Origin of the sequence: Streptomyces lincolnensis, from assembly GCF_021173675.1 — a bacterium.
GTDB classification, from domain to species: Bacteria; Actinomycetota; Actinomycetes; order Streptomycetales; family Streptomycetaceae; genus Streptomyces; species Streptomyces lincolnensis_B.
The window spans coordinates 156,362-170,063 of sequence record NZ_JAIHON010000005.1 but is presented as its reverse complement, the minus strand read 5'-3'; the positions used below and the strand labels follow the sequence as shown (position 1 = coordinate 170,063).

The window sequence follows — 13,702 nt, the reverse complement described above, 5'->3', positions numbered from 1 at the left end:
GGTCACGTCCCGCACGGGGCAGTCCGGCTCGCCGCTCTTTGGTGGAACGGCTCACGGTTGCGGGTCAGCGCCGGATTTGCACCGGCTTCCCCCCGTACGGGTGTGATACGACCTCGCTACTGTACCGGCCCGTAGGAAGACGCCGGTGGGCCGCCTTGCGGGACCGGGCCACCCCGGGCGTAGCTTCTCGCCCATGCCACGAACGGGGAGACTGCTCGGCGCCGGACGGGCCGCCGACGTGTACGAGATCGACGAGGCGTGGGTGCTGCGCCGGAACCGGGAGGGGTGGGGGGACGCGACCGTCGAGGGTGTGGTGATGGAGCACGTACGGGCCCACGGCTACCCCGTGCCCCGGGTACGGCTCGCGGACTCCACGCGCACCGACCTGGTGCTGGAGCGGCTGTACGGGCCGACCATGCTGCACGCGTGTCTGAGCGGCGCGCTGGACCCGGCCGAGGCGGGCACGGCCCTCGCCGGTCTGCTGCGCGAGCTGCACGCAGTCCCCGGGAGAACGTCGGCCGGCTCCCGCGTGCTCCATCTCGACCTGCACCCGGACAACGTCGTCCTCACCCCCGACGGCCCCCGTGTGATCGACTGGACCAACGCGGAGGAGGGCGAACCGGGCCTGGACTGGGGCATGTCCGCGGTGATCCTCGCCCAGGTCGCCGTCGGGGCGGAACCGCTCGCCGGTCCGGCCCGCTCGATGCTCGGCGCCCTGCTGGCCGACCCCTCCGACCTCACCGGGGACGGGCTGGCGCAGGCCCTGCGCAGACGCGCGGCCAACCCGACGATGAGCCGACGGGAGACCGGACTGCTCGGTGACGCCGAGGAGTTGATCAGGGAGCTGGTGTCGTCGGGGACTTGAGCGGGGCGGACCACCGCCACATACCCCACCGGATCACACCACCACATACCCCACCGGATCACACCGCCACGTACCGCACCGGCTCGCCCCCCGCCCCCGCCACCGCCTCCGCCCGCCCCAGCTTCACCAGGCGCCGCAGATGGGACTCGGCCTCCGAGACGGCGATGGTGCGGGAGCCGTAGGGGATCTGCTCCCAGGGGCGGTTCCACTCCATGCGTTCGGCGAGCTGCCAGGGGGTGAGGGGCTCGGCCAGGAGGGAGAGCAGGCCGGTGAGGCGGTCCTCGTGGTGGGTGAGCAACTCCCGTACGCGGGCGGCCGCGTCGGTGAAGGCGTGCTGGTGGGCGGGGAGCACCTCGGCGGGGGCGAGGCGGCCGACGCGCTCCAGGGAGTCCAGGTAGTCGCCGAGCGGGTCGGTGACGGTCGCGTCGTCGGGATCCTCGTACAGGCCGATGTGCGGGGTGATCTCGGGGAGCAGGTGGTCGCCGGAGAACAGGCGTCCGTGGCCGGGGAGTTGGGCCGGGTGCGCCTCCTCCAGGTGCAGGCAGACGTGGCCGGGTGTGTGGCCCGGGGTCCAGATCGCGCGCAGTCGGCGGCCGGGGAGGTCGAGCAGTTCGCCGGGGACGATGTCGCGGTCGGGCAGGGCGGGGGAGAAGCCGGGGAGGCGACGGCGGCGCGCGGTGCGCAGGGGCGCCACATGCTCCTCGGGGGCGCCGGCCGCCTCCAACTTGGCCGTCATATAGGTGAACCAGCGCTCCGGGCGGGTCTCCCGGGTGCGCCGCACGATCGCGCCGTCCGCCTCGTGCATCGCGATCCAGGCACCGGACGCCTCCCGGACCCGGCCCGACAGGCCGTGGTGGTCGGGGTGGTGGTGGGTGACGACCACGCCGTGGATCTCGCCGACCGAGGTCCCGCACGCGGCCAGCCCCGCCACGAGGGTGTCCCAGGAGGCCGGGTCGTCCCAGCCGGTGTCGATGAGCGCGGGTCCCCGGTCGGTGTCGACGACGTACACGAGGGTGTGGCCGAGGGGGTTGTCCGGGATCGGGACACGAAGGGCCCGGACACCGCCGCCGTGGTCGTACACCTGCGTCATGGGTTCCCCAATCACCGCGCTCCGGCCACGCGAGCCCGAGTATAACTAGAACGCGTTTCGATAGGAGCCCGAGGTCATCAACCGTGTGGTGTGCGCTCCGTGGACTCCTCCGGGTGGAACTGGTATCAGTGCGGTAACTGATGGATCGTCAGGGAGTTTCAGGGATTTTCAGGGAGTCTCAAGGAGTCGCCATGACCGAGCTCGTGGAACACGGACAGCTGTTCATCGGCGGGGAGTTGACCGACCCCCTGGGCAAGGACGTCATCGAGGTCGTCTCCCCGCACACCGAGGAGGTCATCGGACGCGTCCCGCACGCCTCGACCGGGGACGTGGACCGGGCCGTCGCCGCCGCGCGCACCGCCTTCGACGAGGGCCCCTGGCCGCGGATGTCGTTGGACGAGCGGATCGAGGTCGTCGGCAGGATCAAGGACGCGATCGCCGTACGGCACGAGGAGATCGCGCGGATGATCTCCTCCGAGAACGGGTCGCCGTACTCCTGGAGCGTCCTCGCCCAGGCCCTCGGCGCGATGATGGTGTGGGACTCGGCCATCACGGTCGCACGGAACTTCACCTACGAGGAGACCCGCGACGGAGTCCTCGGCCGCATCCTCGTCCGCCGCGAACCGGTCGGCGTGGTCGCGGCCGTGGTGCCGTGGAACGTCCCGCAGTTCGTGGCCGCCGCCAAGCTCGCCCCCGCCCTGCTCACCGGCTGCACGGTGGTGCTCAAGCCGTCGCCCGAATCACCGCTGGACGCCTACATCCTGGCCGAGATCACGAAGGAGGCCGGGCTGCCGGAGGGGGTGCTGTCCATCCTCCCCGCCGACCGCGAGGTCAGCGAGTACCTGGTCGGGCACCCGGGCGTCGACAAGGTCTCCTTCACGGGCTCGGTCGCGGCCGGCAAGCGCGTGATGGAGGTGGCCTCCCGCAACCTCACCCGTCTGACCCTGGAGTTGGGCGGCAAGTCGGCGGCGGTGGTGCTGCCGGACGCGGACGTCGAGTCGACGGTGGCCGGTGTCGTCCCGGCGGCCTGGATGAACAACGGGCAGGCCTGCGTGGCCCAGACCCGCATCCTGCTGCCGCGTTCGCGCTACGACGAGTTCGCCGAGGCCTTCGCGGCGGCGGCCGGTGCCCTGGTCGTCGGCGACCCGCTGGACCCGGCGACCCAGGTCGGCCCGCTGGTCGCCGAACGCCAGCAGCGCCGCAACCTCGACTACATCCGCATCGGCCAGGAGGAGGGCGCCAAGATCCTCACCGGCGGCGGCCGCCCGCCCGGCCTGGACAAGGGCTGGTACGTCGAGCCGACCCTCTTCGGCGACGTCGACAACTCCATGCGCATCGCCCGCGAGGAGATCTTCGGCCCCGTGATCTGTCTCCTCCCCTACGGCGACGAGTCCGAGGCGCTGAAGATCGCGAACGACTCCGACTACGGCCTGAGCGGCAGCGTGTGGACGGCGGACGTCGAGCGCGGCATCGAGGTGGCCCGCGGGGTCCGCACCGGGACGTACTCGGTGAACACCTTCAGCCTCGACATGCTCGGCCCGTTCGGCGGCTACAAGAGCTCCGGGCTGGGAAGGGAGTTCGGGCCGGAGGGGTACGGCGAGTACCTGGAGCACAAGATGATCCATCTGCCGGCCGGCTGGGAGGGCTGAGAAGGCATGGGCGACCGCTGGCAGGTCGAGGTCGACCGCTCTCTGTGCATCGGCTCCGCGAGTTGCGTCCACCACGCCCCGGACGGCTTCCGCCTCGACGCGGGACGCCAGTCCCACCCCGTCGAGGCGGAGGCCGACGCCAACGAGAAGGTGCTGGCGGCGGCGGAGGCCTGCCCGGTGGAGGCCATCATGATCACGCTGCTGGGCAGCGGGGAGCCGGTGTTCCCACCGGAGGAATAAAAAAGTCCTTTCTAGGGGGTTGCATCCTCATATAGGCGTTCTATCCTGGGAAGTGGCCTACGAGACGAGTGAAGGCTTCGACCGGAGTAGCCGACTTCAGCGAGACCCTGCGGCGACGTGATGCCGCAGGATCCGCCGGGGCCGACGTCGACGGTCGGGTCAAGGAACCCGTCTCGTAGGTCTTCTCGTGCGCAGCCGAGGGGGCGGGAGGTCAGCTCAGGCCGAGCTTCGACAGCGCGGTCGTCCAGTCCGTGACGATCGCGTCCTGGGCGTCGGCGAGCGTGACGGTGCCGGCGCAGACGGCCTTCTTGAGCTTGTTCTCGACCGTGTCCTTGTTGGCGGCGGTCGTGGTGCCGTACTGCGGCTCGGGCCAGAGGTTGAGCTCGCTCTTGGGGGAGCCGCCGAGTTCGAGGGGGACGAAGTGGTCCTCCTCGTAGTCCGAGGTGCTGGTGTCCGTGAAGCCGTACTCGACGATCTGCTGCTTCTTCAGCGCGGTGGTGTAGGAGCTGGACGGCCGGACGGTCGCGGTCCACCCGGAGACGCAGATGGTGGAGTCGATGGTGGACTGCGTGACGTCCGGGTTGAAGGCGCCGGGCTGGCAACTGGGGTCGGGGAGGGGGAGGTAGCCCTGGCTGCAGCTCTGCGCGTGCGCGGTGCCGGCCGCGACCGTGAGGCCGGCGGCCGCCAGGGCGAGGGAGGAGAGGGCGGTGACCAGCGAGCGGGATGTTCGGGGCATGGGGGTCTCCCGGAGCGATGCCCGGCAGGAATTCCGGGCGGTCGCGAACATGACAGCATCGCGATCATCTATGCGGGTAGATCCCTTTGCCGGTCCTGGAGATCCTTTGTTGAACGTTTGAGTACGACAGGGGCGTCGGAGGGCAGGACATGGCCCGCGCTTGGCCAACCCGAGCGATCACCCGCGGCGCTCAGTGGCCCGTCGGCGGCAACGGCTCCAGGACCGGATTGGTCAGGTGCTGGAAGATCATCGAGGTGCGGAAGCTCACGATCTCGCGCCGGTTGGTGAACCGCTCCAGCAGGAACGCGTGCAGATGCCCGATGTCCTGGGCCGTGACATGGACGAGGAAGTCGTCGCTGCCCGCCATCGTGTACACGGACAGCACCTCGGGCAGCCGTGACACCGACTGCTCGAACCCGGTCACCACCTCCCGGTTCAGCGGCCGCACCTGCACCGACACCATCGCCTGCACCTCGCGGTTGAGCGCCGGCAGCGCGACCTGCGCGTGATAGCCCCGGATCACACCCCGCTGCCGCAGCAGCCGGATCCGCTCCAGACAGGTGGACGGGGCGATGCCCACCTTCTGCGCGATGGTCCGGTTGGACTGGCGCGCATCCTCCTGGAGATGCCGCAGGATCGCCGTATCAAGTTCGTCCACGATCGCCTCCGCCGGGGCCTCGCCGAATTTCGTTCGGGATCATGCCCGTCGACCGGAACGTCAACCTACCGTCCGGGCCATGAAGCAAACACTCGATCACGAAGAGGTGACCGTCCGGCGCGGCCCGCGCTCGGGGCTGACCCTGGTCGTCGCGCTGCACTCCCGCGCCCTGGGTCCCGCCGTCGGCGGCTGCCGGATGCGCCGCTACGACACCTGGCGCGACGGCCTGACGGACGCGCTGCGCCTGTCCGAGGCGATGACCGCCAAGTGCGCCGCGTCCGGCCTGGACTTCGGCGGGGGCAAGAGCGTGATCGTCCTCGGCCCGGACACCGATCCCACCCCCGAACTGCGCGCGGCGGCCCTGACCGACCTGGGCGAGATCGTCTCCTCCTTCGACGGCACGTACTTCACCGGTCCCGACATCGGCACCGGACCCGCCGACATGGTCACCCTGCGCCGCACCACGCCGTACGTCTTCTGCCTGCCCGAGGAGCACGGCGGCACCGGGGACTCCGGCATCCCCACCGCCGCGGGCGTCCTGGCCGCCCTGCGCGCGGGCGCGGAGCACGTGTTCGGCACCGGCTCCCCGGCCGGGCGCACCGTCGTGGTCAGCGGCTACGGCTCCGTGGGCGCCCGGGTCGCGGCCGGGCTGGCGGCGGACGGCGCCCGGGTGCTGGTCTCCGACGTGGACGGGGCGAAGCGGGAGGCGGTCCGGCGGGCGGGGCTCGGCTGGGTGGAGCCGGGGGAGGCGCTAGGTACACCGGCGGACATCCTGGTGCCCGCGGCCGTCGGGGGAGTGCTGAGCCCCGGGACGGCCTCCCGGCTCCACGTACGTCTCGTCGTGGGCCCCGCCAACAACCAGCTCACCGACGACCGGGTGGCGGACGCGCTCGCCGACCGGGGTGTCGTCTGGATCCCCGACTTCGTCGCGAGCGCCGGCGGCGTGGTCCACACCCTCTCCCGCGAGGTGGACGGCCTCACCGACCGGGCGGCGGCGGACCGGGTCGAGGGCATCGCCGACACCGTACGACTGCTGCTCGGCGCGGCGGCGGAGAACGGTACGACACCTCTGCGCGAGGCGCGGCGGCGAGTGGCGGAACGGCTGGCGGAGGCGGCCGATCGAGCGCCGGTACCGGCCATGTGACGAGACGTCAGGGGAGAGGGGTGGCCCTCGGTCACCCCTTTCCGTGTCCGTGTCCGCGTCTGTTTCCGTGTCCGGGGCCGTGTCCGGGGCCGTGTGCGGGTCCGTGTGCGCTTCCGCCCTCGGGGTCCGTCAGGTCGATGAGCCGGCACACCGTCTCGATGTCGATCTTCACCTGGGCGATGGAGGCGCGGCCCGAGAGCCAGGTGATCAGGGCCGAGTGCCAGGTGTGCTCGATGACCCGGACCGCGGAGAGCTGCTCCGGGGTCGGGTTCTCCAGCTCCATCGCGTCCAGGATGATCACCGTGGTCTGCCGGGAGACCTGGTCGACCTCGGGGGAGACGCTGCGGTCGGCGAAGGTGAGCGCGCGGACCATCGCGTCCGCGAGATGCGGCTCGCGCTGGAGCGCCCGGAAGGCCCGCATCAGCGTCTCCGCGACCCGCTCCGCCGCCGTCTCGCCGGCCGGCGGCTTCTTCCGCAGGGTGCCGTGCATGTGCTCCAGCTGGTCCTGCATCGTGGCGACCAGCAGATGGATCTTGGACGGGAAGTAGCGGTAGAGCGTGCCGAGCGCGACCTGCGAGGACTCGGCGACCTCCCGCATCTGGACCGCGTCGAAACCGCCGCGGCTCGCCAACTGCGCGCTCGCGTGCAGGATGCGGCGACGCCGGGCCTCCTGCCGCTCGGTGAGAGGCGGTGAGACAGGTCGCTGGGTGCTGACTTCCGCAGGCATGGGTCCCGTTCCCTGACAGTCGGTGAGGGCGTGCGATCGCCCAGCAGAACAGGTGCCCGGTCGTGGCGTGAATCACCTGATCCACTGCTCGCAGCGTCCTTACCTGCCGGTAGATTCAGAGCCTACTTAACGATCAAGTCTGAAACTTGTTCTAGATTACCGTCCCGTCGTAGTCTCGCGGGACAGTGCAGGCAGAAGGGGGCCCAGAGTGACCGCTGAGGCCAGTCAGGCAGGGTCTTCTCAGGACCCGGCCGCCGACGGCGAGCGACCGCTCCACATCGCACTCCTCACCTATAAGGGGAACCCGTTCTGCGGGGGCCAGGGGGTCTACGTACGCCACCTCTCGCGCGAGCTGGCCCGCCTCGGCCACCGGGTCGAGGTCATCGGCTCCCAGCCGTATCCCGTCCTCGACGAGGGCGCGGAGTACGCCCACCGCCTCAGCCTCACCGAGCTGCCGAGCCTCGACCTCTACCGCCAGCCCGACCCCTTCCGCACCCCGAGGCGCGGCGAGTACCGCGACGCGATCGACGCGCTCGAAGTGGCGACGATGTGGACCGGCGGCTTCCCCGAACCGCTCACCTTCTCGCTGCGCGCCCGCCGCCATCTGCGCGCCCGGCGCGGCGAGTTCGACGTCGTGCACGACAACCAGACGCTCGGCTACGGCCTGTTGGGCGACGTCGGCGCCCCGCTGGTCACCACGATCCACCACCCCATCACCGTGGACCGCCGCCTGGAGCTGGCCGCGGCGGAGGGCTGGCAGCGCCGGTACTCGGTGCGCCGCTGGTACGCCTTCACCCGCATGCAGAAGCGGGTGGCCCGCCGGCTGCCCTCCGTGCTCACCGTCTCCGGCACCTCGCGTGCGGAGATCATCGAGGACCTGGGCGTCCGCGAGGACCGTATCCACGTGGTCCACATCGGTGCCGACACCGACCTGTTCTCCCCGGACCCGTCGGTGCCCGTCGTCCCCGGCCGGATCGTCACCACCTCCAGCGCGGACGTCCCCCTCAAGGGCCTGGTCCACCTGGTCGAGGCCCTCGCCAAGGTCCGCACCGAACGGCCCGACGCCCACCTCGTCGTCGTCGGCAAGCGGCCCGAGGAGGGGCCCGTCGCCACCGCGATCGAGCGCTACGGCCTCGAAGGCGCCGTCGAGTTCGTCAAGGGCATCTCGGACGCCGAACTGGTCGACCTGGTCCGCTCGGCCGAGGTCTCCTGCGTACCGTCGCTCTACGAGGGCTTCTCCCTGCCGGCCGCGGAGGCCATGGCCACCGGCACCCCCCTCGTCGCGACGACGGGCGGCGCGATCCCCGAGGTGGCCGGCCGGGACGGCGAAACCTGCCTGGCGGTGCCTCCGGGCGACCCGGGCGCACTGGCCGCCGCCCTCAGCCGCCTCCTCGGCGACCCGGAACTCCGAGCCCGCCTGGGCCGCGCCGGCCGTGAGCGCGTACTGGCCCACTTCACCTGGTCCCGAGCCGCGGAGGGCACGGTGACCCGCTACCGCGAGGCCATAGCCCGCTCCGCGGCCACGCCTCCCGGCCGCTCCGCGGCCATGCCTTCTGGCGGTTCCGTGGCGGTGTCAGCCGGCGGCTCTGCGGTCACGCTTCCCGGTGGCTCCGCGCCCGCGCCTTCCGGAGGCTCCGTGCCCACGCCTCCCGGCCGCTCTGCGGCCACGCCCTCGGGCGGCTCCGGGGCCGTGCCACCCGCCCGCTCCGCGGCCACGCCTCCCGGCCGCTCCGCGGCCATGCCTTCTGGCGGTTCCGTGGCGGTGTCAGCCGGCGGCTCTGCGGTCACGCTTCCCGGTGGCTCCGCGCCCGCGCCTTCCGGAGGCTCCGTGCCCACGCCTCCCGGCCGCTCTGCGGCCACGCCCTCGGGCGGCTCCGGGGCCGTGCCACCCGCCCGCTCCGCGGTCACGCCATCCGCTGGCTCTGCGGCCATGCCTTCTGGCGGTTCCGTGGCCGTGTCATCCGGAGGCTCCGTGCCCACGCCTCCCGGCGGCTCTGCGGCCACGCCCTCGGGCGGCTCCGGGGCCGTGCCACCCGCCCGCTCCGCGGTCACGCCATCCGGCAGCTCTGCGCCCACGCCTTCCGGAGGCTCCGCGCCCACGCCTCCCGCCCGATCCGCGACTTCGCCCTCCGGCGGCTCCGTGGCCCTGCCACCCGTCCGATCCGCGCCCACGCCACCCGCCCGATCCGCGGCAACCCCGGCGAGCGGGGACCCGGGCGGTGCCCGTCCCGCGGCCGTCGCCGCACCCCAGACCGACGTCGATTCCCATCCCGAAAGCAGGGCCACGTGCTGACCGTCGACTTCTCCCGGTTCCCGCTCGCCCCGGGCGACCGTGTGCTGGACCTCGGCTGCGGTGCCGGACGGCACGCGTTCGAGTGCTACCGGCGCGGCGCCCAGGTCGTGGCGCTGGATCAGAACGGCGAGGAGATCCGCGAGGTCGCGAAGTGGTTCGCGGCGATGAAGGAGGCCGGCGAGGCACCCGAGGGGGCGACCGCCACGGCGATGGAGGGCGACGCGCTCGCGCTGCCCTTCCCCGACGAGTCCTTCGACGTCGTCATCATCTCCGAGGTGATGGAGCACATCCCGGACGACAAGGGCGTCCTCGCCGAGATGGTCCGCGTACTCAGGCCCGGCGGCAGGATCGCGATCACCGTCCCGCGCTACGGCCCCGAGAAGGTCTGCTGGACGCTGTCCGACGCCTACCACGAGGTCGAGGGCGGCCACATCCGCATCTACAAGGCGGACGAACTGCTCGCGAAGATCCGCGAGGCCGGACTCAAGCCGTACGGCACCCACCACGCCCACGCGCTGCACTCGCCGTACTGGTGGCTCAAGTGCGCGTTCGGCGTCGACAACGACAAGGCGCTGCCGGTACGGGCGTACCACAAGCTGCTGGTCTGGGACATCATGAAGAAACCGCTGGCCACGCGGGTCGCCGAGCAGGCGCTCAACCCGCTGATCGGCAAGAGCTTCGTGGCGTACGCGACCAAGCCGCACCTGCCCGCCGTGGGTGCTGTGGACGCCGTGGACGCCCGGTGACGGCGTCCCGGACAGAACACCTCGTCCTGCCCGGGGTTCTCACCTCCGAGCAGGCCGCCGCGACCGTCGCCGGTCTGCTCGCCGTGCAGCGCGAGGACGGGGCGATCCCGTGGTTCCGCGGGCACCACCTCGACCCGTGGGACCACACCGAGGCCGCGATGGCGCTGGACGCGGCCGGTGAGCACGAGGCCGCCGAGCGGGCGTACGAGTGGCTCGCGCGGCACCAGAACGAGGACGGTTCCTGGTACGCGGCGTACCAGGACGGGGACTTCGCCCAGGTCACCGACCGGGGGCGGGAGACGAACTTCGTCGCCTACATAGCGGTGGGCGCCTGGCACCACTACCTCGCCACCGGCGACGACACCTTCCTCGACCGCATCTGGCCGACCGTCCACGCGGCGATCGAGTACGTGCTGCGGCTCCAGCAGCCCGGCGGTCAGATCGGCTGGAAGGGCGAGGACGACGGCACGTTCACCACGGACGCGCTGCTGACCGGGTCCTCCTCGATCCACCACGCGCTGCGGTGCGCGCTCGCGATCGCCGAGCAGCGCGAGGAGGCGCAGCCGGACTGGGAACTGGCGGCGGGGGCGCTGCGGCACGCCATCCGCCGGCACCCGGAGCGGTTCCTCGACAAGGACCGCTACTCGATGGACTGGTACTACCCCGTCCTGGGCGGCGCGTTGACCGACGCCGAGGCCAAGTCCCGGGTGGAGGACGGCTGGGAGCGGTTCGTCGTGCCCGAGTACGGCGTGCGGTGTGTGGTGCCCAACCCCTGGGTGACGGGCGGCGAGTCGGCCGAACTCGCCCTCACGCTCTGGGTGATGGGCGAGTCCGACCGCGCGCTGGAGATCCTGAAGTCGATCCGGCACCTGCGGGACGAGGAGTCCGGGCTCTACTGGACCGGGTACGTCTTCGAGGACGACGCGATCTGGCCGCGCGAGCTGACGACGTGGACGGCGGGGTCTTTGTTGCTGGCCGTCGCCGCGCTCGGGGGGCACGAGGCCACGTGTGCGGTGTTCGGTGGGGACCGTTTGCCTCTGGGGTTGGACCCCGACTGCTGTGCCTAAGAGCTCGGTCGGGTCTGGTCGTCGGCGGATGCGGGTGCGTTGGGGCTGGTCGCGCCCACGCGGCGGAGCCGCAAATCGATACAGCCCCGCGCCCCTGAGAGGCGAGCTGCGCTCGCCCCCAGAGGCAAGATCTAGTGGCGCCCCAGGGGCAAGACCTAGTGGCGATGCACCCTGTTGGCGATCGCGTGGCCGATGAACAGGTAGACCACCGCCGCCAGGCCGTAGCCGGCGACCACTCGGGCCCAGGCCTCGTCGAAGGTGAACAGGTCGCGGGACCAGCCGGCGAGCCAGTTGGCGGCGTCCTGGATGAACTGGACCAGGTCGTTGCCGCGGTTGGCGTCCAGGAGCCACATCAGGATCCACAGGCCGAGGATCACGGCCATGATGTCCGCGACGATGGCGATGACCGTACCCGCGGAGTTGGAACCGCTGCGATATCGAGACATGTCTATCGGATGGCCCCGAATTCCTGTTTGAAACCAGAAGCGCTTACGGGGCCGGAAGCGCTCACGAGGAGAGTTCCGCCAGCACCCGCAGCGTCCGCGCGTCCGGCGCCAGCGCCAGCAGGTCGGTGACGGGACCCTTGCGCCACGACTCCAGCTTCTCGGCGATGCGTTCGCGCGGCCCGACCAGGGAGATCTCGTCGGCGAAGGAGTCCGGTACCGCCAGCACGGCTTCCTCGCGGCGGCCGGAGAGGAACAGGTCCTGGATCCGACGGGCCTCCTCCTCGTACCCCATGCGTCCCATCAGGTCGGCGTGGAAGTTGCGGGCCGCGTGGCCCATCCCGCCGATGTAGAAGCCGAGCATCGCCTTGACGGGCAGCAGCCCTTCGGCGACGTCGTCGCAGACGCGGACCTGGGCCATGGGGGCGACGAGGAAGCCCTCGCGCAGGTCCTCCAGCGTGCCGTACGCCTCCGGCCGACTCGGTGACCAGTACAACGGGAGCCAGCCGTCCGCGATCCGGAGCGTCTGCGCCACGTTCTTCGGTCCCTCGGCGCCGAGCAGGACGGGGAGGTCGGGGCGCAGGGGGTGCGTGATGGACTTCAGCGCCTTGCCCAGGCCGGTGGCGTCCGGGCCCCGGTAGGGGTGGGGGTGGAAGCGCCCGTCCACGGTCACCGGAGCCTCCCGCCGCAGCACCTGCCGTACGACGTCGACGTACTCCCTGGTCGCGGTCAGCGGGGACTTCGGGAACGGCCGCCCGTACCAGCCCTCCACGACCTGCGGCCCGGACAGCCCGAGCCCGAGCAGCACTCGGCCGCCGGAGAGATGGTCCAGGGTCAGCGCGTGCATCGCCGTCGTCACCGGCGAACGCGCCGCCATCTGCGCCACCGCCGTACCGAGCTTGATCCGGGACGTCCGCGCCGCGATCCAGGTGAGCGGGGTGAAGGCGTCCGACCCCCACGACTCGGCCGTCCACACGGAGTCGTAGCCGAGCCGCTCGGCCTCCTGGGCGAGCGGCACGTGGTCGGAGGAGGGGCCGCGACCCCAGTAGCCGAGCGCCAGACCGAGCCGCATACCTGCCTCCTGACGATGCGTCAGCAAACCGAGGGGGCGACTGTACGACAACGGCCCCCCGCCCGGAAGGGCGAGAGGCCGTCGTACGACTGCGTGGACTCAGCCGCGCTGGATCCCCGAGGTGTCCTGGAGGACGCCACGGCGACCGTCCTGCGTCTGCGCGACCAGCGCCGGGCCGCGCTGCTCGACCGCCAGGTACCAGGTACCCGGGGCCAGTTCGGCGATCGGCGTGGGCGAGCCGTCCTCCGCGAACAGCGGACGCGGCACCGGCACGGCGAACCAGAACGGCGAGAACTCCGCCGCCGCGGGCGCCGGCGGCTGGGCCTGCTGCGGCTGGCCGCCGAACGGCTGCCCCGGCTGCGGCTGAGCGCCGTAGGGCTGACCCGGCTGCGGCTGACCCGGCTGGCCGGGCTGCGGGGCGCCGGGGTAGCCGTAACCGCCGGGCGGCTGGGCGCCGTAGGGCTGCGGCTGCTGTGGCCGGGGGGCCGGGACCAGGGCGGCCTTGAGGGCCGGGACGAGCGGGGTGGCGATGGCCGCGGCGGCCATGACCAGGGTGGCGATGAGGGCCAGGATCAGGCCGATACCGGCGTCCGGACCGGCCGAGCCGCCGCCGCTGCCGCCGTTGTTCGCGCCGCCGGCCGGGTCGAAGATGTTGCCGAGCGCACTCCAGGCGGCGAAGACCGTGAAGGCCACGCCGAACTGGCCGAGGTCGAGACCGGCCACCTTGGGGACCTGCGGCAGGCCGTGGGAGACAACGACGAGCGCGGCGCCGATGATCCCCGCCAGCACTACTCCGAGTACGACCGGCCCGCTCGCCCAGAGGCTGGGGAGGTCGTAACCGTCCGGGACCCCGTCGATCGAGTAGATGTCGAGGAACGAGGCGATGAACAGCAAGACCGCTGCTCCGATCACCACGCCGTCGCCTCTAGTGAGGGAGCGGATATTCACTTCAGTCGGTCCTTCGTAGGTCGT

14 protein-coding genes and 1 riboswitch are annotated in these 13,702 nt (G+C 71.8%); of the genes, 7 read left to right on the top strand and 7 right to left on the bottom strand.

All coding sequences use genetic code 11. From position 1 onward, the window contains the following. Positions 1–16: 16 nt before the first annotated feature. Positions 17–92: riboswitch (cobalamin riboswitch) on the bottom strand. Positions 93–193: 101 nt separating this feature from the next. Beyond that, entirely contained in the window at positions 194–865 is a 672-nt protein-coding gene (locus K4B79_RS15050) for a phosphotransferase (RefSeq protein ID WP_232027080.1), read from the top strand. A gap of 58 nt (positions 866–923) precedes the next feature. Here K4B79_RS15050 and K4B79_RS15045 read toward each other — a convergent pair whose 3' ends face one another. Next, a complete protein-coding gene (locus K4B79_RS15045; protein WP_232027079.1) occupies positions 924–1,955 on the bottom strand; it encodes an MBL fold metallo-hydrolase in 1,032 nt (343 codons plus the stop codon). A 191-nt stretch (positions 1,956–2,146) separates the two neighbouring features. Here K4B79_RS15045 and K4B79_RS15040 point away from each other — a divergent pair, with 191 nt between their 5' ends. Together K4B79_RS15040 and K4B79_RS15035 are read left to right on the top strand one after the other, a co-directional pair. Continuing rightward, positions 2,147–3,604 carry an aldehyde dehydrogenase gene (locus K4B79_RS15040; protein ID WP_232027078.1) on the top strand — a complete coding sequence of 486 codons (1,458 nt, stop codon included), beginning with the start codon at positions 2,147–2,149 and terminating at the stop codon, positions 3,602–3,604. A 6-nt stretch (positions 3,605–3,610) separates the two neighbouring features. After that, the gene (locus tag K4B79_RS15035; RefSeq protein WP_232027077.1) at positions 3,611–3,844 is read left to right on the top strand and encodes a ferredoxin; all 234 of its coding nucleotides are present in this window, start codon (positions 3,611–3,613) and stop codon (positions 3,842–3,844) included. Positions 3,845–4,055: 211 nt separating this feature from the next. Here K4B79_RS15035 and K4B79_RS15030 read toward each other — a convergent pair whose 3' ends face one another. Together K4B79_RS15030 and K4B79_RS15025 are read right to left on the bottom strand one after the other, a co-directional pair. Beyond that, positions 4,056–4,580, bottom strand: coding sequence for a hypothetical protein (locus K4B79_RS15030; protein ID WP_232027076.1), 525 nt, complete (start codon positions 4,578–4,580; stop codon positions 4,056–4,058). Between the two features lie 190 nt (positions 4,581–4,770). Beyond that, a complete protein-coding gene (locus K4B79_RS15025; protein WP_232027075.1) occupies positions 4,771–5,238 on the bottom strand; it encodes an Lrp/AsnC family transcriptional regulator in 468 nt (155 codons plus the stop codon). A 79-nt stretch (positions 5,239–5,317) separates the two neighbouring features. On the opposite strand from K4B79_RS15025, the gene K4B79_RS15020 reads away from it, so the two are divergent. Beyond that, on the top strand, positions 5,318–6,382 hold the full coding sequence (locus tag K4B79_RS15020; RefSeq protein WP_232027074.1) for a Glu/Leu/Phe/Val dehydrogenase dimerization domain-containing protein: 1,065 nt from the start codon (positions 5,318–5,320) through the stop codon (positions 6,380–6,382). Positions 6,383–6,413: 31 nt separating this feature from the next. Here the strand turns inward: K4B79_RS15020 and K4B79_RS15015 are convergent, their stop codons facing one another. Beyond that, the gene (locus tag K4B79_RS15015) at positions 6,414–7,109 is read right to left on the bottom strand and encodes a TetR family transcriptional regulator (protein WP_232027073.1); all 696 of its coding nucleotides are present in this window, start codon (positions 7,107–7,109) and stop codon (positions 6,414–6,416) included. A gap of 208 nt (positions 7,110–7,317) precedes the next feature. Here K4B79_RS15015 and K4B79_RS48270 point away from each other — a divergent pair, with 208 nt between their 5' ends. Genes K4B79_RS48270 through K4B79_RS15000 form a run of 3 tightly spaced genes read left to right on the top strand, consistent with a single transcriptional unit; the run spans position 7,318 to position 11,215 of the window. Beyond that, a complete protein-coding gene (locus K4B79_RS48270; protein ID WP_232027072.1) occupies positions 7,318–9,402 on the top strand; it encodes a glycosyltransferase family 4 protein in 2,085 nt (694 codons plus the stop codon). Next, positions 9,396–10,148: a class I SAM-dependent methyltransferase gene (locus K4B79_RS15005; RefSeq protein WP_232027071.1), complete on the top strand. Its 753-nt coding sequence runs from the start codon at positions 9,396–9,398 to the stop codon at positions 10,146–10,148. The genes K4B79_RS48270 and K4B79_RS15005 overlap by 7 nt, the downstream gene beginning before the upstream one ends. Then, positions 10,145–11,215, top strand: a complete 1,071-nt coding sequence (locus tag K4B79_RS15000; protein WP_232027070.1) for a prenyltransferase/squalene oxidase repeat-containing protein — start codon at positions 10,145–10,147, stop codon at positions 11,213–11,215. The genes K4B79_RS15005 and K4B79_RS15000 overlap by 4 nt, the downstream gene beginning before the upstream one ends. Positions 11,216–11,370: 155 nt before the next feature. Here K4B79_RS15000 and K4B79_RS14995 read toward each other — a convergent pair whose 3' ends face one another. The 3 genes from K4B79_RS14995 to K4B79_RS14985 all read right to left on the bottom strand — a co-directional run bounded on the left by K4B79_RS14995 (position 11,371) and on the right by K4B79_RS14985 (position 13,678). Then, complete coding sequence (locus K4B79_RS14995) at positions 11,371–11,661, bottom strand: hypothetical protein (RefSeq protein WP_232027069.1); 291 nt, start codon at positions 11,659–11,661, stop codon at positions 11,371–11,373. Positions 11,662–11,722: 61 nt separating this feature from the next. Beyond that, positions 11,723–12,730: an LLM class F420-dependent oxidoreductase gene (locus K4B79_RS14990; RefSeq protein WP_232027068.1), complete on the bottom strand. Its 1,008-nt coding sequence runs from the start codon at positions 12,728–12,730 to the stop codon at positions 11,723–11,725. Between the two features lie 99 nt (positions 12,731–12,829). Then, positions 12,830–13,678 (bottom strand): DUF5336 domain-containing protein, encoded by an 849-nt coding sequence (locus tag K4B79_RS14985; protein ID WP_232027067.1) that lies wholly within the window; start codon positions 13,676–13,678, stop codon positions 12,830–12,832. Between the last annotated feature and the right edge of the window lie 24 nt (positions 13,679–13,702).

Excerpts from the sequence above, each read along its gene's own strand:
- K4B79_RS15020 (WP_232027074.1), top strand. The coding sequence starts at position 5,318 with ATGAAGCAAACACTCGATCACGAAGAGGTGACCGTCCGGCGCGGCCCG.
- K4B79_RS15040 (WP_232027078.1), top strand. The coding sequence starts at position 2,147 with ATGACCGAGCTCGTGGAACACGGACAGCTGTTCATCGGCGGGGAGTTG.
- K4B79_RS15050 (WP_232027080.1), top strand. The coding sequence starts at position 194 with ATGCCACGAACGGGGAGACTGCTCGGCGCCGGACGGGCCGCCGACGTG.
- K4B79_RS15015 (WP_232027073.1), bottom strand. The coding sequence starts at position 7,109 with ATGCCTGCGGAAGTCAGCACCCAGCGACCTGTCTCACCGCCTCTCACC.
- K4B79_RS15045 (WP_232027079.1), bottom strand. The coding sequence starts at position 1,955 with ATGACGCAGGTGTACGACCACGGCGGCGGTGTCCGGGCCCTTCGTGTC.
- K4B79_RS14995 (WP_232027069.1), bottom strand. The coding sequence starts at position 11,661 with ATGTCTCGATATCGCAGCGGTTCCAACTCCGCGGGTACGGTCATCGCC.
- K4B79_RS15035 (WP_232027077.1), top strand. The coding sequence starts at position 3,611 with ATGGGCGACCGCTGGCAGGTCGAGGTCGACCGCTCTCTGTGCATCGGC.
- K4B79_RS14990 (WP_232027068.1), bottom strand. The coding sequence starts at position 12,730 with ATGCGGCTCGGTCTGGCGCTCGGCTACTGGGGTCGCGGCCCCTCCTCC.
- K4B79_RS15030 (WP_232027076.1), bottom strand. The coding sequence starts at position 4,580 with ATGCCCCGAACATCCCGCTCGCTGGTCACCGCCCTCTCCTCCCTCGCC.